This is a genomic window from Candidatus Pelagibacter communis, assembly GCF_001180225.1.
GTDB classification, from domain to species: domain Bacteria; phylum Pseudomonadota; class Alphaproteobacteria; order Pelagibacterales; family Pelagibacteraceae; genus Pelagibacter; species Pelagibacter ubique_D.
Map to the genome: position 1 here is coordinate 11,592 of NZ_CVST01000066.1, position 17,429 is coordinate 29,020.

General features: G+C 27.8%; 24 protein-coding genes and 1 riboswitch. Of the genes, 3 read left to right on the forward strand and 21 right to left on the reverse strand.

What is annotated here, in order from left to right:
• Window positions 1-8: 8 nt before the first annotated feature.
• The 6 genes from AMN99_RS05060 to rplM are packed head-to-tail and all read right to left on the reverse strand — an operon-like array spanning window position 9 to window position 4,374.
• Window positions 9-911 carry an AEC family transporter gene (locus tag AMN99_RS05060; protein WP_075506725.1) on the reverse strand — a complete coding sequence of 301 codons (903 nt, stop codon included), beginning with the start codon at window positions 909-911 and terminating at the stop codon, window positions 9-11.
• Window positions 911-2,203, reverse strand: a complete 1,293-nt coding sequence (locus AMN99_RS05065; protein WP_075506726.1) for a homoserine dehydrogenase — start codon at window positions 2,201-2,203, stop codon at window positions 911-913. The genes AMN99_RS05060 and AMN99_RS05065 overlap by 1 nt, the downstream gene beginning before the upstream one ends.
• On the reverse strand, window positions 2,200-2,424 hold the full coding sequence (locus AMN99_RS05070) for a hypothetical protein (protein ID WP_075506727.1): 225 nt from the start codon (window positions 2,422-2,424) through the stop codon (window positions 2,200-2,202). Before AMN99_RS05070 ends, AMN99_RS05065 begins: the two co-directional genes overlap by 4 nt.
• Window positions 2,421-3,443, reverse strand: a complete 1,023-nt coding sequence (gene argC / locus AMN99_RS05075; protein ID WP_075506728.1) for an N-acetyl-gamma-glutamyl-phosphate reductase — start codon at window positions 3,441-3,443, stop codon at window positions 2,421-2,423. Before argC ends, AMN99_RS05070 begins: the two co-directional genes overlap by 4 nt.
• A 33-nt stretch (window positions 3,444-3,476) precedes the next feature.
• A complete protein-coding gene (rpsI, locus tag AMN99_RS05080; RefSeq protein ID WP_075506729.1) occupies window positions 3,477-3,914 on the reverse strand; it encodes a 30S ribosomal protein S9 in 438 nt (145 codons plus the stop codon).
• Between the two features lies 1 nt (window position 3,915).
• Window positions 3,916-4,374 (reverse strand): 50S ribosomal protein L13, encoded by a 459-nt coding sequence (gene rplM, locus AMN99_RS05085; RefSeq protein ID WP_075506730.1) that lies wholly within the window; start codon window positions 4,372-4,374, stop codon window positions 3,916-3,918.
• 141 nt (window positions 4,375-4,515) lie between these two features.
• A riboswitch (SAM riboswitch) is annotated at window positions 4,516-4,582 on the forward strand.
• A 2-nt stretch (window positions 4,583-4,584) separates the two neighbouring features.
• On the opposite strand from rplM, the gene AMN99_RS05090 reads away from it, so the two are divergent.
• The gene (locus AMN99_RS05090; protein ID WP_075506731.1) at window positions 4,585-5,913 is read left to right on the forward strand and encodes an O-acetylhomoserine aminocarboxypropyltransferase/cysteine synthase family protein; all 1,329 of its coding nucleotides are present in this window, start codon (window positions 4,585-4,587) and stop codon (window positions 5,911-5,913) included.
• Between the two features lie 27 nt (window positions 5,914-5,940).
• On the opposite strand, the gene AMN99_RS05095 is transcribed toward AMN99_RS05090, so the two are convergent.
• Window positions 5,941-6,966 carry a COX15/CtaA family protein gene (locus AMN99_RS05095; RefSeq protein WP_075506732.1) on the reverse strand — a complete coding sequence of 342 codons (1,026 nt, stop codon included), beginning with the start codon at window positions 6,964-6,966 and terminating at the stop codon, window positions 5,941-5,943.
• A gap of 43 nt (window positions 6,967-7,009) precedes the next feature.
• Between AMN99_RS05095 and AMN99_RS05100 the strand changes: the two genes are divergently transcribed.
• Window positions 7,010-7,300 (forward strand): chorismate mutase, encoded by a 291-nt coding sequence (locus AMN99_RS05100; protein WP_075506733.1) that lies wholly within the window; start codon window positions 7,010-7,012, stop codon window positions 7,298-7,300.
• A 1-nt stretch (window position 7,301) separates the two neighbouring features.
• On the opposite strand, the gene AMN99_RS05105 is transcribed toward AMN99_RS05100, so the two are convergent.
• From AMN99_RS05105 to AMN99_RS05130, 6 genes are read right to left on the reverse strand one after another with little or no spacing between them, the layout of a single operon-like run.
• Window positions 7,302-7,493 (reverse strand): 50S ribosomal protein L33, encoded by a 192-nt coding sequence (locus AMN99_RS05105; protein ID WP_023853780.1) that lies wholly within the window; start codon window positions 7,491-7,493, stop codon window positions 7,302-7,304.
• Complete coding sequence (locus AMN99_RS05110) at window positions 7,494-7,856, reverse strand: MerR family transcriptional regulator (RefSeq protein WP_075506734.1); 363 nt, start codon at window positions 7,854-7,856, stop codon at window positions 7,494-7,496.
• Window positions 7,849-8,148, reverse strand: a complete 300-nt coding sequence (locus AMN99_RS05115) for an HU family DNA-binding protein (RefSeq protein WP_075506735.1) — start codon at window positions 8,146-8,148, stop codon at window positions 7,849-7,851. The genes AMN99_RS05110 and AMN99_RS05115 overlap by 8 nt, the downstream gene beginning before the upstream one ends.
• A complete protein-coding gene (plsX, locus tag AMN99_RS05120; RefSeq protein ID WP_075506736.1) occupies window positions 8,149-9,150 on the reverse strand; it encodes a phosphate acyltransferase PlsX in 1,002 nt (333 codons plus the stop codon). It lies immediately after the preceding gene.
• A gap of 12 nt (window positions 9,151-9,162) precedes the next feature.
• Complete coding sequence (gene rpmF, locus AMN99_RS05125; protein ID WP_023853776.1) at window positions 9,163-9,345, reverse strand: 50S ribosomal protein L32; 183 nt, start codon at window positions 9,343-9,345, stop codon at window positions 9,163-9,165.
• Between the two features lie 2 nt (window positions 9,346-9,347).
• Complete coding sequence (locus AMN99_RS05130) at window positions 9,348-9,815, reverse strand: ubiquinol-cytochrome C chaperone family protein (protein WP_075506737.1); 468 nt, start codon at window positions 9,813-9,815, stop codon at window positions 9,348-9,350.
• On the opposite strand from AMN99_RS05130, the gene bamE reads away from it, so the two are divergent.
• Window positions 9,814-10,296, forward strand: a complete 483-nt coding sequence (gene bamE / locus AMN99_RS05135; RefSeq protein ID WP_075506738.1) for an outer membrane protein assembly factor BamE domain-containing protein — start codon at window positions 9,814-9,816, stop codon at window positions 10,294-10,296. The two genes, AMN99_RS05130 and bamE, sit on opposite strands and share 2 nt — an antisense overlap.
• On the opposite strand, the gene AMN99_RS05140 is transcribed toward bamE, so the two are convergent.
• From AMN99_RS05140 to nrdR, 8 genes are all read right to left on the reverse strand, one after another.
• A complete protein-coding gene (locus tag AMN99_RS05140) occupies window positions 10,283-12,388 on the reverse strand; it encodes a sodium-translocating pyrophosphatase (protein ID WP_075506739.1) in 2,106 nt (701 codons plus the stop codon). The genes bamE and AMN99_RS05140 overlap by 14 nt on opposite strands.
• A gap of 76 nt (window positions 12,389-12,464) precedes the next feature.
• Window positions 12,465-13,424: a thiamine-phosphate kinase gene (gene thiL / locus AMN99_RS05145; protein WP_075506740.1), complete on the reverse strand. Its 960-nt coding sequence runs from the start codon at window positions 13,422-13,424 to the stop codon at window positions 12,465-12,467.
• Window positions 13,417-13,818 carry a transcription antitermination factor NusB gene (locus AMN99_RS05150; RefSeq protein ID WP_075506741.1) on the reverse strand — a complete coding sequence of 134 codons (402 nt, stop codon included), beginning with the start codon at window positions 13,816-13,818 and terminating at the stop codon, window positions 13,417-13,419. The genes thiL and AMN99_RS05150 overlap by 8 nt, the downstream gene beginning before the upstream one ends.
• The gene (ribH, locus tag AMN99_RS05155) at window positions 13,815-14,204 is read right to left on the reverse strand and encodes a 6,7-dimethyl-8-ribityllumazine synthase (protein WP_075506742.1); all 390 of its coding nucleotides are present in this window, start codon (window positions 14,202-14,204) and stop codon (window positions 13,815-13,817) included. The genes AMN99_RS05150 and ribH overlap by 4 nt, the downstream gene beginning before the upstream one ends.
• Window positions 14,204-15,304 (reverse strand): 3,4-dihydroxy-2-butanone-4-phosphate synthase, encoded by a 1,101-nt coding sequence (ribB, locus tag AMN99_RS05160; RefSeq protein WP_075506743.1) that lies wholly within the window; start codon window positions 15,302-15,304, stop codon window positions 14,204-14,206. The genes ribH and ribB overlap by 1 nt, the downstream gene beginning before the upstream one ends.
• Complete coding sequence (locus AMN99_RS05165) at window positions 15,291-15,884, reverse strand: riboflavin synthase (RefSeq protein WP_075506744.1); 594 nt, start codon at window positions 15,882-15,884, stop codon at window positions 15,291-15,293. The genes ribB and AMN99_RS05165 overlap by 14 nt, the downstream gene beginning before the upstream one ends.
• Window positions 15,877-16,989: a bifunctional diaminohydroxyphosphoribosylaminopyrimidine deaminase/5-amino-6-(5-phosphoribosylamino)uracil reductase RibD gene (gene ribD / locus AMN99_RS05170; RefSeq protein ID WP_075506745.1), complete on the reverse strand. Its 1,113-nt coding sequence runs from the start codon at window positions 16,987-16,989 to the stop codon at window positions 15,877-15,879. Before ribD ends, AMN99_RS05165 begins: the two co-directional genes overlap by 8 nt.
• Window positions 16,970-17,428 carry a transcriptional regulator NrdR gene (nrdR, locus tag AMN99_RS05175; protein WP_075506746.1) on the reverse strand — a complete coding sequence of 153 codons (459 nt, stop codon included), beginning with the start codon at window positions 17,426-17,428 and terminating at the stop codon, window positions 16,970-16,972. The genes ribD and nrdR overlap by 20 nt, the downstream gene beginning before the upstream one ends.
• Window position 17,429: the final 1 nt, after the last annotated feature.

The window sequence follows — 17,429 nt, forward strand, 5'->3', positions numbered from 1 at the left end:
GATATATCTTAATAGAAGTATTTTAAAGCAAAGAATACAACTATTGGAACTGTAATAAATGACATTAATGTAGAAACAACAATTGTGCTAGCAATGTTATCGACTATTTCTTTTGGTGAGTACATTGATCCAATTAAATAATTTAAAATAGCGCTTGGCATAGCAGATTGAATTAAAATTACACCTGCACCAAATCCAGAAAGATCGAAAAAAATTATAATTAAAAAACCAATTATGGGTCCAATGATTACTCTTCCAATAGAGGCAATTATTGAATTAGTGAAAGAAAAAACTTTTAATTTTGTTAATGCAATTCCTAACGACATTAATATTAAAACAATTGCTGTATATGTTAACAATTCAGTTAGATTAATAATTGCCTTGGGCATCTCCAAGTCAAAATAAATAAAAGTAACTGAAAATATGATTGCGTAAAAAGGTGGATTTTTAATTAAAATATTAAAGTCAAATTTTCTGTCAGCTAAAAACACTCCTAATGTAAAGTGAAGTAAAATTATAAGCGAAGATATTGATGCAGCTATTCCTAAACCTTGTGAACCATAAGCAAAAAGACAAATAGGAATACCCATATTTCCATTGTTAGGAAGAAGAAAAACTGGGATTTCTCTAATGATATCTTTAGTTTTTAATAGATATAAAATAATTATGCCTGTTAAACCAAAACCAACAATAGCAATTAAATAATAAATAAAATAACTGGTATATTGTTCAAATGTTATACCTGTAGAAGTAATAGAATATATAACCATTGCAGGCGTACCAACATTTGAGGCAAAAGTAGTTATAAAGGAATTATCAAAATCTGGTTTTTTCTTACCAAGATAATATCCAATCCCAACAACAAAAAATACAGGAAATAATACTTCAATAAGTTTGAAATATATTTCCATTAATCAAGCAATCTAATTAAAGTAGGTGATTTCAAGATATTCTTATTTTTTTTAAATATAGATAAACAGCTATTACAATTTAATTCTGTAGTTTTATGAGTAACTATTACGATTGTAGCTTTATTATTTTTTTTATCTGGAGTTTGAATTAATCTTTTGACAGAAATTTTATATTTAGCTAAACGATTGGTTATTTGAGATAAAACGCCTGGTTTATCTTTAACTTCAAATCTTAAATATAGAGAATTAACATAATTATTTACGTTGTAAGTCTTTAAAGTTTTTAGCTTGTTTACGCTTACACCAAATGGCTTTTTGATGTTTCCTCTTAAAATAGATAATAAGTCAGATAATAAAGATGATGATGTGGGTCCTGGTCCAGCACCCTCCCCTTGTAATACACTTTCTCCTACTGGCTTACCATTAAGGATCACTGCATTCATTACTCCATTTACATTACCAATATATGATTTTTTACTTACAAGACATGGATGAACAGTTTCAAAAAGTTCATTGTTTTTGAGTTCAGAGATACCCAGTAGTTTAATTCTTAAATCTAATTGATTTGCAATTTTAATATCTTTTAAATCAATCTTTTCTATTCCTTCCATTAAACATTTTTTATTAGATATTTTACTATTAAAAGCCAAAGCAGATAAAATTCTTACTTTTGCAAATGCATCAAAACCATTTAAATCTAATTTAGGATTACCAGGTTCTGCATATCCAAGCAGTTGAGCTTTTTTTAAAACATCTGCAAAATTCTGCTCAGAATTTTCCATCTCTGATAATATATAATTTGAAGTACCATTTAAAATTCCATAAACTTTAGATAATCTATTAGTAGCTAATCCTTCTTTGATTGATCTTAATATCGGTATCCCACCAGCAACTGATGCTTCAAATTCTAAATTGACATTATTTTTTTCAGCTAGTTTTGCTAAATTGTTTCCATGTTTTGAAATTAAAGCTTTGTTTGGAGTAATTACATGAATTTTATTTTTTAAAGCAGTTTCAACTAATTTTTTAGAAACCCCATCAGATTGTCCAATTACTTCAAATAATATATCAACTTTTTCTTTTTTAAAAATTTCAAAAGGGTTTTTATAAAAAATTTTTCTATTAATTTTATATTTTCTTTTTTTATTTATATTTTTTGCTGAAATAGCTATTACATTAACTCTTTTACCTGTTTTAAGTTCAATATCTTTTTTTTTAACAATTAGTTCATTAAATAAATAATTACCGACTTGACCAAGTCCAACAACTGCAATATTCACTATATTATTCATTTGCTTATATCTGGATATTTACTTTTTTTAGTATAGTCATCTATATAAATCTCATATTCTTCTAATGTCATTTTTGTTATATCGTCTGACTTTTTAAGTATTTCAGTTATTTTTTTTTGATTTTTTTTACTTTCAGCAGGATGTTCTGTCCAATACTGAGAATCTTTATTTAAAGAACAATTACTTAAAAAAATTAGAAAAATAATTAACAAATATTTCATTTTAAAGCAGTTCTTTCAGGAAAATTAAATTTATTATTTAAATTTTGAACAGCCTGACCTGCTCCACCTTTGATTAAATTGTCTATTGCAGAAATAATAACTATTTTGTTTTTATATTTTGATTTACACACTGTGATAAAACAATTGTTTGTATTGACAACATCATTTGTGCTCAAGAGTTTATCAGAGTCTAATATTTTAACAAAATTTTCTCCTTTATAAGACATCTTAAGTGTTTTGATGATTTTCGATTGATTAACATTTTTTTCTAAATCTAAATAAATTGTACTTAATATACCTCTAAACATTGGAGATAAATGTGGAGTAAAACTAAATTGAAAATTTTTATTTGTAAATTTGTTTAAAAATTGATGAATTTCAGAATTATGTCTATGAAAACCAACGCCATAAGCACTTAAAGACTCGTATAAATTCTTATCTTTATATTTTTTATGAACTCCTCTACCGGCACCAGAATATCCAGATTTTGAATCAATAATTATATTGTCTAATTTAACTAATTTTTTTTTAATTAGCGGAACAAGAGGTAATAATATTGATGTTGGATAACATCCTGGACATGAAATAATATTGTGATTTTTTAATTCATTACGATTTATTTCTGGTAAACAATAAATGCTTTTCTTCTGTAGTTTTGGAGCTCGATGTTTTTGTTTATACCATTTTAAATAATCATTAGCTTTTTTTAATCTAAAATCTGCTGCTAAATCAATTAGAGTAATATTATCATTAAGTTTTTTTGCTATATCTTGAGCTTCACCATTTGGCAGAGCTGTAAAGACAACATCAATACCATTTAACAATTTAGGATTAAATTTTACGATTTTAGGTAATTTTTTTTTTGAAAGAGATTTATCATAATAAGAAATATTTTTTCCAACAGACGAATTTCCACATAGATATTTAATATTAATATATTTATGGTTAATTAATAACTTGATTAATTGAACACCAATATATCCTGTAGATCCGGCAACTAATGCATTAAGCTTAGGCATTTTTTATTATAGCAGTTTAAATTGTAAAAAAAATTATCTTTTAGAAAACTGGAAGCTTCTTCTAGCTTTTCTTCTACCAGGTTTTTTTCTCTCAACAGCTCTAGAGTCTCTGGTTGTAAGCTTTTCGGTTTTCAATGTTGTTTTTAAATTTTCATCAAAGAGAACCAAAGCTTTAGAAATACCATGAACCATTGCTCCAGCTTGACCTGTGGGTCCGCCACCTTTTACGCTACATCTAACATCATAATCTGTAGCTTGATTTATAATTTCAAAAGGTCTTGTAATTTGCATTTTGTGAATTTCATCAGCAAAATATTCATTATATAATTTGCCATTTACATAAATTTTACCAGAACCTTTTTTTAACCATACTTTTGCTATTGAAGTTTTTCTTCTACCTGTCGCGTACTTACTATCTTTAAAATCTAATTTTAGCTTAGTAGTTTTTGTATTTGATTGTAAGTTTTCCATATTAATTTCTTGCTATGTTTTTATTGTTTAGTTTATCTAATTCTATAACTTTTGGATTTTGTGCAGCATGAGGATGTTCACTTCCTGAATAAATTTTTAATTTTGTTAATTGTTTTCTACCCAAAACACCACCTGGCAACATTCTTTTAACTGCTAGCTTTAAAGTTTCTCCAGGTTTTTTTTCATGAAGTTTTTCTGGTGTGGTAACTTTAATTCCACCAGGATGTCCTGTGTGTCTATAGTACTTTTTGTTTTGAAATTTATTACCAGTAAATTTTGCTTGTTCGATATTTTTTACTACAACAAAATCTCCATCATCCATGTGAGGTGTATAAGTAGTCTTATTTTTGCCTCTAATAATATTAGATACAACAGTCGCTAATCTTCCAACAACTGCATTTTTTGCGTCTATCTCGTACCAAGATGATGTAACTTGATCTTTTTTTGTGAATTTTGTCATTGTGCGTGGATTAATACTATTAAATTATTCAAAGTCAATTTTATATTTAGCTTGTAAAACATAACTAATATGCTATTTATCACTTGCCGATTTGATCCTATTGCGGGCATAAAACTGCTAAAATGGAATTTTCATAAAATTATAATCGGTAGGCATTTGAACTGTATTGTGCGCCTTGCATAAAGCAAAAGCACTAAAAAAGGAGTAAAAATGAGTACAAAAAGAAATAATCCAGAAACTATTGCGATACATGGTGGAGATTACAGAAGTGATCCAGCCACAAATTCAGTAGCAGTTCCAATTTATAGAACAACCTCGTATCAATTTAATAACACTGAACATGCAGCAAATTTATTTGCGTTAAAAGAGTTTGGAAATATCTATACACGAATAATGAATCCAACTAACGATGTGTTGGAAAAGAGAATCGCTGCTCTTGAAGGTGGTCTTGCAAGTTTAACTGTTGCTTCTGGTCAAACTGCTTCTACTTTTGCAATATTAAACGTTGCTCAAGCTGGAGACAATATTGTTAGTTCAACAGATCTTTATGGTGGAACAGTTTCTTTATTTACACATACTTTAAGTAAGCTTGGTATAGAAGTAAGATATGCAGATCCATCAGATCCAAAAAACTTTGAAAAAGCAATAGACGATAAAACTAGAGCTTTTTATGGAGAAACATTACCAAACCCATATTTAAGAGTTTTTCCAATTAAAGAAGTTTCAGATATTGGTAGAAAATATAACATTCCATTAATCTTGGATAACACTGCTGCCCCTGTAATTTGTAAACCAATTGAACATGGTGCTGCTGTGGTTGTTTATTCTTTAACAAAATATATAGCTGGTCATGGAACAGTAGTCGGAGGTGCACTAGTAGATGGTGGAAATTTTGATTGGACAGCAGATCCAAAAAGACAGCCACTATTTAATGAACCTGATGCTAGTTATGGAGGTGTTGTTTGGGGTAAAGCTGTGCCCGAATTAACAGGTGCAAATGTTGCTTTTGCAGTAAGAGCGAGAGTAACCTTGTTAAGAGATTTAGGATCAGCACTTTCTCCGGATAATGCATTCGGTGTCATACAAGGACTTGAAACAGTTGCTTTAAGGATGAAACAACACTGTGATAACGCTGCAAAAGTGGTTGAGTACTTAAAAAATCATAAAGCAGTTAAGAGAGTTATTTACGCTACTGAACATAATGAAGAGATATCAAGTCGAGCAAAAAAATATCTTAAAAATGGTAATGGTGCTTTAGTTGGTATTGAATTATCTGGTGGTATAGAAGCTGGTAAAAAATTCATTGAGGCTTTAAAAATGTTTTACCACGTTGCAAATATAGGTGACGCTAGAAGTTTAGCAATACACCCAGCAACAACAACTCACAGTCAATTAAATGAGGATGAATTAGCTGCTTCAGGTGTAACCCCAGGATATGTTAGACTTTGTATTGGTTTAGAACATATTGATGATATCATTGATGATTTAGATCAAGCTTTAGACAAATCTTCAAAAGGTAATTTAAAAGCAGTTAGTTAATTTTATTTATATGTCTACAAATAGAAATTAATTAATCTGTTTTTTGTATTTTGAGATAAATATAAAATACAAAGTTGAAAGTATTATCAAAATAGAATTTATCTGGTGTAAAGATGCGAATAACATTTTTACTCCAGATAAAATAGTTATCACTCCAAGAAAAATTTGAAATGCCAAAGTCAAACCAATTAAAGTAATAGGTTTGTATAATTTTTTGTTTCCAGTATTAATTACTTTAAAGAGGATTAGAGCATATATGACTATAATTAAGTATGCTAAATTTCTATGTATAAATTGAACAATAGAGGGATTATCAAATACTTTTAAATTCAAAAACTCTTTAAAACTACTATCATCAGGAAAATAATTAACACCCATCAATGGCCAAGTGTTATAAATTTTGCCAGCATCCATACCAGATACAAAAGCGCCTATAATTAGTTGCAAAAATAATAAAACTAAAAAAATTTTTACTATAAAAAAATTAATAGAAACTGTTTGATTTGAAGAGGATGATAACTTTAAAAATTGCCAATATACAATTGATAAAATGATAAAAGCTGTTACCAAATGTATTGCAAGTCTATAATGACTAACATCAATTCTTTCAACTAATCCACTAGATACCATGTACCAACCTAAAAACCCTTGAAAACAAACCAGTAAAAAAATAAGTCCATATTTTTTTATAATCCAAACTCCTTGTTTTAGTGAAAAATAAACCATTGGGAATAATACGGTTAAACCAATTATTCTCCCTAACTGCCTGTGCCCCCACTCCCACCAGAATATTACTTTGAATTCATCAAGAGTCATATTGAAGTTTTGTTGGCTGTATTCAGGAATTGTTTTATATAAACTAAAATATTCCAACCATTTTTCATTTGTAAAAGGAGGAAAAAAACCAACAAATAATTCCCAAGTCGTAATTGATAAACCGGAGTCAGTTAATCTAGTCAAGCCTCCTACCAATATTATTAAAGAAACTAAAACTAATAATGATAGCATCCACAATTTAAGTTGATTATTTAAATGATTATTCTCACTGTACATGATCAGATAAATATAATAATTATTAAGTATTCCAATAAATTAAATGTCGCCAAATAATAAAAAAAAACTAGATTTAATAAGAGTTAAGCTAGATAAATTAGATAATAAACTGTTATCACTTATAAAATATAGAACAAAGCTAGTTGAGGAAGTTTTAAAGCTTAAAGAATTTAAAAAAGAAATCGTAGATAAGAAAAGAATTAATTTTATTTTAAAAAAAATAAAAGCAAAATCCTTAAAACAAGGCATAGATCCAAAAATAACTAATCGTATTTGGAAAAATATGATTTGGTCTTATATTGATTACGAAAGAAGAAATTTTAAAAAAAAATAATTTATTTACTATGTGGTGGAAGTTTTTTCTCCACAAACATTTCGTGTTTTCTAGTATCAGGATTGTATTTTTTTGCAGATAATTTTACTTTAGCTTTTTCGCCACCTGCAGGTTTTTTTACATAATAAAAATAAGGACTATCTGGTTTAGCTTCAGGCACCATTCTAACTTTTACGTGTGTTTTTTTTGCCATTTATTTTAATGTTTTTAAAATTTTTGATATTTTAGTTAACTTATTTTTTAATTTTTCAGCTTTTATAGATTTATCTGCCATTTCGTCAAGCTTTAAAGTATCTTCATTATTAAGGATCTTTTTAACTCCATTAATTGTCATTCCTTGATCTTTAAGCAAATATTTAATCTTCTTAAGAAGATCAATATTTTTTTCATCATAGTATCTTCTATTAGAATTAAGAATTTTTGGCTTGATTTGTTTAAACTGTGTTTCCCAAAATCTTATTATATGTGTAGGCAAAGAACCCTTCTTATTGACTTTTAAGTCTAAAATTTTAGCAACTTCACCAATAGTTTTATAAGCCTGATCAGCTTTATCCATAATCTTTAAGATTTATAAACTCTTTAAATTCTTTTGAAGGTTTAAATAAAACAACATCCCTACTAGTTATTACTTTAGTTTCCTTAGTTTTTGGGTTTCTACCAATTCTACTTTTTTTTTGTCTAATAGAAAAAGTTCCAAATTTAGATAATTTTAGCTTTTTCTCAGATTTAATGCTGGAAATAATTGTTGATAAAAAATCATCAATTAAATTTTCTGAAATCTGTTTAGAAAAACCTAGTTGCATATAAACTAAATTAACTAAATCTTTTTTAGTTAAATTTATTCTCATTTAAAGATTCTGTTTAATTTTTTCTATCAAATTACCTTTAACAATTCTGTGGCAAACATCTAACGAGTTAGCAAAGCCAACGTAATCGGTACCACCATGACTTTTTACTACTGGAGAGTCTAATCCTATAAAAATTGCACCATTGTACAACCTTGGATCTAATCTTTTTTTAAATTTTTTTAAATTTGAAATATTTAGAAGAGAAGATAGTTTTCCTATCCAATTTCCAGTCATCGCTTTTTTTAATTCACTGGTAATAAAATTTGCAGTCCCTTCAGCTGTTTTTAATGCAACATTCCCAGTAAATCCATCTGATACAATTACATCAACTTTACCGTCCATTATGTGATTGCCCTCGATGTACCCTGAGAAATTAAAATTTTCAGATTTTTTGTCATTAAGAATTTGATATGTTTCTTTTATTACTTCATTACCCTTTAATTCTTCTGAACCAATATTCAATAAAGCAACATTGGCCATTTCATTTGGATATAACGAGTTATAAAGTGCAGCTCCCATCGAAGAAAAATCACTTAGATTTTTTGTACTGCATTCAATATTAGCTCCAAGATCTAATACAACGCTCATGCCTTTTTTATTTGGCCACAGCGCAGATAAAGCTGGTTTATCTATATTTTCAATCATTTTAAGATTCAATTTTGATACAACTAATAGAGCGCCAGTATTACCAGCAGATATAACTATATCAGCATGCTTTTCTTTAACACTTTGAATAGCAAGCCACATACTTGTGTCTTTTCCTCTTTTTGCACCTTCTAAAGGACTGTCAGTACTTTTAATTGCATTCTCTGTATGAAAAATTTCATAGAATTCTTTATTAATTTTGTTTTCAATTAATGGAGAAATTTTATTTTTATCTCCAAATATTTTGTAAAAAATGTTTTTATTTGATTGATGGTTATGAATGATTCCATCTATAATTTTTTTTGGTGAACCATCACCACCCATTGCATCAACTGCAATTTTAATTTTTTCGGACATTAAGTAATTATACTATTCTTTTGGGTCTAAAACTTGTCTACCCTTATACATACCAGTTTTTAAATCTAAATGATGAGAAAGTCTATATTCACCTGATTTTTTATCCTCAACTATATTTTTAGTTGAAAATTTCATTGTTTGGGCTCTTCTCATTCCAGTTCTGGAAGGGGTTTGTTTTCGTTTTGGTACAGCCATAATTACGAGTTACTTACACTTTTTAAATAAGAATTCAAAGTTTTTTTTGATAAATTTAAGTTAAATTCCTCAAAATATTTAAGTAAATAAGCAATATTGTTAAAATCAACTAAAAATATTGATAATTTTTCAATTTTGTCAGTTTCAGATAAATTATCCCAAAAATGAATCTCTGAAACCATGGAATGAAACAAATTTATATAATCTTTCATTTTTTTGTTTATAGATTGGTCACCATATCCTATTTCTCTTATGCTTAATTCTAACTGCCTAAAATTAAAATCATAAATTTCTTGTAGAATTTTTTTATTTTCCTCATTTTTATAATTTTTGAGAAAAAATGAAAAATGAAGCAAAAATAATGTCAATCTATCAGAAAAACTATCATCCCTATTTAAATCTTTATATAAATCTTTATTTCTAGTGAAATTAATTAAATTGTTATAAATATGTATATACTCATCATTCATGAATAAATTATATATATTTTTTTTATTTTTAATACTTTCAAATTGCTCTTTTAAGCCTGTTGTTAAACATCATGGTGTACCATTTTTGGAAAAAAAACAAAATAATTTAATAATTAATAAAAGTAATAAAAATGATATCACTAATATTTTGGGAAATCCTTCTACAACGAGTAAATTTGATAATGATGTATGGATATATATTGAACGAAAACAAACACAATCAAAGCTAAGTAATTTTGGTAAAATGAAAATATTTAAAAATGATGTATTGGTTTTGGAAATTGATAAATATGGATTATTAAAAAAAAAAAATTTATATAATTTAGAGGATATGGAAAATATAAAAATTTCAGATATTTCAACTAAATCAGGTATAAATAAAAGTTCTTTTATATATTCATTTATGTCGAGTATGAGACAAAAACTAAATGACCCTCTTGGAAAGAGGGCCAAAAAACGTAAAGAAATTAACCAGCGATAACTGCTAACAATAATAAAGCTACAATATTTGTAATCTTAATCATTGGATTAACAGCTGGACCTGCAGTATCTTTGTATGGATCTCCAACAGTGTCACCTGTTACAGCAGCTTTGTGAGCTTCTGAACCTTTTCCGCCATGATTTCCATCTTCGATATATTTCTTAGCATTATCCCATGCGCCACCTCCAGCAGTCATAGAAACAGCCACAAACAATCCAGTAATAATAACTCCTAAAAGCATAGCTCCTACTGCGGCTAAGGCTGCTACCTGACCACCTATTGATAGAATTATAAAATATAAAACTACAGGTGATAGTACTGGTAATAATGATGGGATTATCATTTCTTTAATCGCAGCAACAGTCAATAAATCAACTAATTTCGCATAATCAGGTTTTTGTTTTCTTTTCATAATACCTGGAAATTTTTTAAACTGTCTTCTTACTTCCACCACAACAGCACCACCTGCTCTTCCAACAGCTTGCATTCCCATAGATCCAAATAAGTAAGGCAACATTCCACCAATTAATAACCCAACAACAACATAAGGATTTGATAAATCAAAAGTTACAACTATTCCTTCAAGTGCAGAGCCTGCTTCTTTAGAAAAATGTTTGATATCTTCAGTATAAGCTGCAAATAAAACTAGTGCACCTAAACCAGCAGAACCAATCGCATAACCTTTTGTTACAGCTTTTGTAGTGTTCCCAACAGCATCTAGAGCATCTGTTGTTTTTCTAACTTTTTTATCTAAGTTAGACATTTCTGCGATCCCTCCAGCATTGTCAGTTACTGGGCCATAAGCATCTAACGCAACAACCATTCCAGCTAACGCTAACATTGTTGTAACAGCAATTGCAATACCAAATAGGCCAGCAATAGAATTTGTAATTAAGATACCAGCAACAATAATTAAAGCAGGTATTGCTGTCGCTTCCATTGATACAGCCAAACCTTGGATAACGTTAGTTCCGTGACCAGTTGTTGATGATAAAGCTACAGATTTAACTGGTCTATAACTTGTTCCTGTGTAATATTCTGTAATCCAGATTAACAAACCTGTAATAACTAAACCAATTACTCCACAATAATATAAATCCATTCCATTAAATGTATTTCCATTAACAGTGTATTCATTTGTAAAACCAATTACATGATCAGTTACAGGCCAAAGAATAGCTAATGATGCAACGGCAGATACAATAAACCCTTTGTATAACGCGTTCATCACATTGTTATCTTTTCCAAGTTTAACAAAGAATGTACCTATAATAGATGTTAATAAACAAGCAGCACCAATTGTAAGAGGATAGATCATCATATTAAGATCACCTACGAAGAAAATTGATGATAAAACCATAGTTGCAACAATAGTAACGGCATATGTTTCAAATAAATCTGCTGCCATTCCAGCACAGTCACCAACGTTGTCTCCAACGTTATCTGCAATTACTGCTGGATTTCTCGGGTCATCCTCAGGAATACCGGCTTCAACCTTACCAACAAGGTCAGCTCCAACATCTGCACCCTTAGTAAAAATACCTCCACCTAATCTTGCAAAAATTGAAATCAAAGAAGCTCCAAACCCTAAAGCAACTAGAGCATTCACTATTTCTCTTTCATCCACTTCAAATTTCAATAATAAAAAATAATAAACTGCTATTGCCAACAATGCTAAACCAGCAACCAACATACCAGTTACAGCACCAGATTTAAAAGCTACTGAAAGACCTTGAGCTAGACCTTTTCTTGAAGCTTCGGCAGTTCTAACATTAGCCTCCACAGAAACTAACATGCCAACATATCCTGCAATACCAGATAATGCTGCACCTATTAAATAACCAAGACCAACTAATGGGCTAAATGCAATACTAACAATTACAAGAACAGCTGCACCAACAATAGCAATTGTTTTGTATTGTCTTGCTAGATAAGCTTTTGCTCCAATTTGAATAGCTGATGCAATATCCTGCATTTTTGCATTTCCTGCGCTTGAATTTAAAATGTTTTTTCCAGTTAAGAACCCGTAAACGATAGATAAAAAACCGGCTCCGATTGTGTATAATAAAATAGTTTCGACAGTTGCGCTCATATAACCCTTAGTTGTTGGTTGTTAATTTTTTAAGCCCGGACAATACAAAAAAAGTCAAAAAAGACAATAATTAACTTCAAAATTGGTGGACATAACCACTTACATTATTGGCGATTTCTCTGCCTTTTTGATCTAAAATTAAAGACTTGTTTTTACCAGATAAAATAGTTCCTATTTTGGAAATTTTTACACCGAGAGATTTACTTAATTTATTTATGATTCTGGCATTGTTTGGTTTAGCAGTAAACAAAATTTGATAATCATCTCCATTAGAAACTAGATCAATTTTTTTTAAATTCTTACTATTGATAAGATTGGTAAGATTTCTTGATACGGGAATAAACTTTTCATAAATTTTATAAGAAACATTTTGCTTGTTTATTAATTTATTCAAATCTGTGATTAAGCCATCAGATATATCCATAGAACTAGTTGCTAGAGAAAGTAAATTTTTAGAAAACTTATTTTGGATATCAGGCATATAATATTTGTTAATAAAATACTTCGTTTTAGATTTATTTAATTTTATCTTATTTTTTAAAACTTGAAGTCCAATAAAACTATCACCTAAATTTCCTGTAACATATATATCATTATTTACATTAGATTGATTTCTGTAGATTATTTTTTTTGAATATCCAACTGAAGTTATTGTAAAACTAAGTTTATTAGAAAAAGTTGTATCCCCACCTCCTAATAATAAATCATATTTTTTTTGCTCTTCCCTTAAAGAATTAGATATTTTTTTAAGATTATTTTTTGTAAAGTTTTTTTTGTTACCTGATCCAGCAATAAAATAATATTTCGGATCTACTCCTTTACAGATTAAATCAGAAATTGAAGATCTTAAAATCTTTTTAATAACTAAATCTGGTTTTTTAAAATCTATAAAATGTGTACCTATGTTATATGTGTCTACAGAAATAACTAATCCTTTTTTTTTATCAAAAAAAACATCGTCATTTAAACTTAAAGCAGCTTTATTTTTTTTAGAAATATTAGAAAAATAATTATTTATTAATTCAAATTCATGCATTTGTTCTTAATTTTTTTCCAACATTATCAAGCAAAGCATTTAGGTACTTAGTTTGTGAATTTTCTAAGAAATAATTTGATGAATTTAAATACTCTTTAATTATAATGTTTAAGGATAAATTAGGTTTGTACATTAATTCGTATGTAGCAGCTTTTAAAATAGTTTGAAAAACCTTATCTAAATTTTCAAAGACAAATTCATCACCTAATTTATTTTTTAATTCATCTATAATTAGATCATTTCTTTCGATAGTTCCTAGTACAATATCTTTAATAAATTTTTTAAATCTGTGTTTTGGAAACTGTAATTCATCATCTTCGTTATAAAATTTACCATAGAGTTTTTGAATTATTATAACCCTAGGATTATTTATTGGATTAAAATGTGTTCTCATTTTTGAGATAGAACAGAAATTACTGCTTCAGCTGCTTCCGCACCTTTTTTCTTTCTCGCTTTAGCTTGAGACATATTCAAACAAGTAATTATTCCATTCCCAATTGGTTTTTTACTTGAAATTGATAATTCCATAATGCCATTAGTTGCTGCTTGAGAAATAAAATCAAAGTGAGGAGTTTGACCTTTAATAACACAGCCTAAAGCTAAAAAGGCATCATGCTTATTAATGTTTTTTGAAATAGTTACTGGGATTTCAAAAGCTCCTGGAACATTAATAACTTTTATATTATTTTTTTTTGAAATTAATTTTAAAGCACTCTTAAGTAGTCCATCTGCAATATCTTTGTAATAATCAGCTATAACAATCAAAATTTTTTTCTTCATTATATCAATTCTTGTTTAGTAATTTTTATACCATAACCATCTAAACCAATAACTTTTTTTGGAGATTTTGTGATTAATATCATATTTTTAATTTTCAGATCTTTTATAATTTGAGCTCCAATTCCGTAATTTCTTATTAATTTATCATTACCCTTTTTATAAAAATCTTTATTTTTATAATCTTTTAGAGTTTGTGTTACAGATTTTAAATTAGAGTCTTTAATAAAGATTAATACACAATTGTTATATTTTTTAAAATAATTCAAAGTTTTGTTAAATGAGTTTGGTAATTGTTGATTAATTAAATAATTTTGAACTACATTTGAAGAGATCACTCTTACCCTTGGGGTAATACCCTTTTTTATTTTTCCTTTAATTAGAGCAAAATGTTCTGCACCATCAATCAAATTTTCATAAATTCGAATATTATACTTTTGATCTTTTACAATTATTGAGCTTTGTTTTTTTAATTTAATTAATTTTTCTTTTTTAAGTCTATAAGCAATCAAATCTTCAATCTTACCTATTTTAAGTTTATGCTTATTTGCAAAATTAAATAAATCGTTACCTTTGGCCATTGTTCCATCTTCGTTCATAATTTCACAAATAACAGCTGAATTATTTTTTTTTGCTAATTTTGAGATATCAACTGAAGCTTCTGTATGCCCAGCTCTAACAAGTACACCTCCATCTTTTGCTATTATTGGAAAAACATGACCTGGAGATACAATTTCATTTTTGTTAGCATTTTTCTTTGAAGCAACTTTAATTGTTTTGGCTCTATCCTTCGCTGAAATTCCAGTTGTAATTCCCTTTTTAGCTTCGATAGAAACGGTAAATGCAGTTTTATTTCTTGATTGATTAATTGGTGACATTAATGAAAGGTTTAATTTTTTTGCCTGAACACTATCTAGAGCTAAACAAATTAAACCTCTGCCATACTTGGCCATAAAATTTATATTTTTTGAATTAGTATCTGATGTGGATATTACTAAATCGCCTTCATTTTCTCTTTTTTCATCATCAACTAAAATGAACATTCCACCTTTTCTAGCAATACTGATAATAGTTTCTATTGATGCAAAATTATTTTTTGTCATTAAAATAATTTCTTACATATTTAGACAAGATATCAATCTCAATATTTACCAAACTAGATTTTTTTAAAGTAGATAAATTGGTCTCTTTATAAGTATGGGGAATAATCCAAATTTGAAAACCTTTTTTTGTAATTTTTGAAATTGTGAGAGAGATGCCATTTACGCATATTGACGCCTTCTCTATTAAATGTTTTCTTTCTTTTTTTGGAATCTCAAAATCAAAAAGATAAGATTTATCTATTTTATTAATACTATTAACTATTCCAACCGTATCAACATGACCTTGGCAGATATGACCAGAAATTTTAGTTCCATATTTCAAAGGTAACTCTAAGTTCAAAACATCATTTGTTTTGAGAAATTTAAATTTGGACCTAATTAAAGTTTCATTTGATAAATAAAATTCCATTATTTTTGACTTATAGGAAATTAGTGTGAGACATACCCCATCACATGCAACTGACAATCCCATATCTTTTGATGAAACTTTTAAGTTACTTTTAATAAATATATTGATGCCTTTTGGTCTTTTAGTAATTCTTTTGACAGTACCTTGGTTATATATAATTCCGTTAAACATAGTTTTTATAAAATTCTATTTTATCCTTTTTTAATTTAAGGTTTAGTTTTGACTTATATCTATATTTTGATTTTAAGGTATTTAAACCGTTAAATTCAACAAAATCAGAATTTTTGGACAAATTTTTGGAACTTTTAAACAAATAAAATTTATTAAAAATTTTATCATTTATGAATGATTTTGTAAGTTTATCTCCACCTTCAACCAATAAATTTCTACTTCCTAAAGAATAAATTTTTTTTAATATCTCTTTTAAATTGAATTCTTTATTATTATTAATTTTAGATTTTATTAATAAGACTTTTTTAGATTTAAATAATGAGATTTTTGATTTTGTTGCTTCATTATAAAAAATAATTGTTTTTATTTTAGTTGCAGATTTTATTAAGTAAGAGTTTGGATTAGAATTTAGCTTATTATCTAAAATGACTCTTATAGGTGAAAAATTATTTTTGTTTTTAAGTCTACAATTGAGTTTTGGATTATCCTTATTTAAGGTTTTGTGTGAAATTAATATCGTATCATTTTTATATCTTAAAAAATGTGAAAACTTATCAGAATAAATATTAGTAATTTTTTGCTTTTCTTTACTATAAATTAAATTGTTCTTTGAAACTGCAATTTTACCTGTAACAAAAGGTATTTTATTTTTTCTGTTAAAAAAATAAGGATAGTAAAACCGACTGATTTCTTTTTTTAAAAGATTTTTTCTAACTTTTATTTTACTTGATTTTAAAACTTTAAAAGATTTTCCACTAACACGTTCGTCAATATCAGAATTTGAGTAAATAACTTCTGATATTTTTGATTTAATTATTAAATTTGTACAAGGTGGTGTTTTTCCTTTATGACAACACGGTTCTAATGTGACATACATCTTTGAACCAGCAACATTTTCAATAGAGTCTTTAATTGCATTTCGTTCAGCATGAGGCCTTCCATCATATGAAGTCTGTCCTATAGATATAATTTTATTATTTTTAACAATTACACATCCAACAGATGGATTTGTACCGGTTAAACCTTCGCGAGCAATTGCCAAATTAAGGGCAATTTGCATGAATTGTTTATCTTTACTGGTAAATTTATCTTTTTTTGTAGACATCTAATCTGTCCACGAATTGCACAAAGTCTTTTTCTTCTCTAAAATTTCTATAAACGGAAGCAAAACGCACATATGCTACAGGATCAAGCTCTTTTAATCCTTCCATAACCATTGTTCCAATTGTACTAGTTGATATTTCTGTTTGTCCAAGTTCTTCTAATGATCTTGAGATTTTACTTATAAATTTTTCAGCAGTTTCCGTATCAATTGGTCTCTTTTTTAGTGCTATATAGATTGATTTAGATAATTTATCTCTGTCAAAAGAAGATTTTCTTCCATTTTTTTTAACAACCATTAATTCTCTAAATTGAATTCTTTCAAAGGTAGTAAATCTTTCGCCACATATACATAATCGTCTTCTTCTTATTGCAGTTCCATCTTCAGTTGGTCTAGAATCTACAACTGACGTATCACCTTTTTTTTCACAAGGACAAATCATT

Bases quoted from the DNA above. Each gene is read 5' to 3' on its own strand.
- AMN99_RS05060 (WP_075506725.1), bottom strand. From the start codon at position 911: ATGGAAATATATTTCAAACTTATTGAAGTATTATTTCCTGTATTTTTT.
- AMN99_RS05065 (WP_075506726.1), bottom strand. From the start codon at position 2,203: ATGAATAATATAGTGAATATTGCAGTTGTTGGACTTGGTCAAGTCGGT.
- AMN99_RS05070 (WP_075506727.1), bottom strand. From the start codon at position 2,424: ATGAAATATTTGTTAATTATTTTTCTAATTTTTTTAAGTAATTGTTCT.
- argC (WP_075506728.1), bottom strand. From the start codon at position 3,443: ATGCCTAAGCTTAATGCATTAGTTGCCGGATCTACAGGATATATTGGT.
- rpsI (WP_075506729.1), bottom strand. From the start codon at position 3,914: ATGGAAAACTTACAATCAAATACAAAAACTACTAAGCTAAAATTAGAT.
- rplM (WP_075506730.1), bottom strand. From the start codon at position 4,374: ATGACAAAATTCACAAAAAAAGATCAAGTTACATCATCTTGGTACGAG.
- AMN99_RS05090 (WP_075506731.1), top strand. From the start codon at position 4,585: ATGAGTACAAAAAGAAATAATCCAGAAACTATTGCGATACATGGTGGA.
- AMN99_RS05095 (WP_075506732.1), bottom strand. From the start codon at position 6,966: ATGTACAGTGAGAATAATCATTTAAATAATCAACTTAAATTGTGGATG.
- AMN99_RS05100 (WP_075506733.1), top strand. From the start codon at position 7,010: ATGTCGCCAAATAATAAAAAAAAACTAGATTTAATAAGAGTTAAGCTA.
- AMN99_RS05105 (WP_023853780.1), bottom strand. From the start codon at position 7,493: ATGGCAAAAAAAACACACGTAAAAGTTAGAATGGTGCCTGAAGCTAAA.
- AMN99_RS05110 (WP_075506734.1), bottom strand. From the start codon at position 7,856: ATGGATAAAGCTGATCAGGCTTATAAAACTATTGGTGAAGTTGCTAAA.
- AMN99_RS05115 (WP_075506735.1), bottom strand. From the start codon at position 8,148: ATGAGAATAAATTTAACTAAAAAAGATTTAGTTAATTTAGTTTATATG.
- plsX (WP_075506736.1), bottom strand. From the start codon at position 9,150: ATGTCCGAAAAAATTAAAATTGCAGTTGATGCAATGGGTGGTGATGGT.
- rpmF (WP_023853776.1), bottom strand. From the start codon at position 9,345: ATGGCTGTACCAAAACGAAAACAAACCCCTTCCAGAACTGGAATGAGA.
- bamE (WP_075506738.1), top strand. From the start codon at position 9,814: ATGAATAAATTATATATATTTTTTTTATTTTTAATACTTTCAAATTGC.
- AMN99_RS05130 (WP_075506737.1), bottom strand. From the start codon at position 9,815: ATGAATGATGAGTATATACATATTTATAACAATTTAATTAATTTCACT.
- AMN99_RS05140 (WP_075506739.1), bottom strand. From the start codon at position 12,388: ATGAGCGCAACTGTCGAAACTATTTTATTATACACAATCGGAGCCGGT.
- thiL (WP_075506740.1), bottom strand. From the start codon at position 13,424: ATGCATGAATTTGAATTAATAAATAATTATTTTTCTAATATTTCTAAA.
- AMN99_RS05150 (WP_075506741.1), bottom strand. From the start codon at position 13,818: ATGAGAACACATTTTAATCCAATAAATAATCCTAGGGTTATAATAATT.
- ribH (WP_075506742.1), bottom strand. From the start codon at position 14,204: ATGAAGAAAAAAATTTTGATTGTTATAGCTGATTATTACAAAGATATT.
- ribB (WP_075506743.1), bottom strand. From the start codon at position 15,304: ATGACAAAAAATAATTTTGCATCAATAGAAACTATTATCAGTATTGCT.
- AMN99_RS05165 (WP_075506744.1), bottom strand. From the start codon at position 15,884: ATGTTTAACGGAATTATATATAACCAAGGTACTGTCAAAAGAATTACT.
- ribD (WP_075506745.1), bottom strand. From the start codon at position 16,989: ATGTCTACAAAAAAAGATAAATTTACCAGTAAAGATAAACAATTCATG.
- nrdR (WP_075506746.1), bottom strand. From the start codon at position 17,428: ATGATTTGTCCTTGTGAAAAAAAAGGTGATACGTCAGTTGTAGATTCT.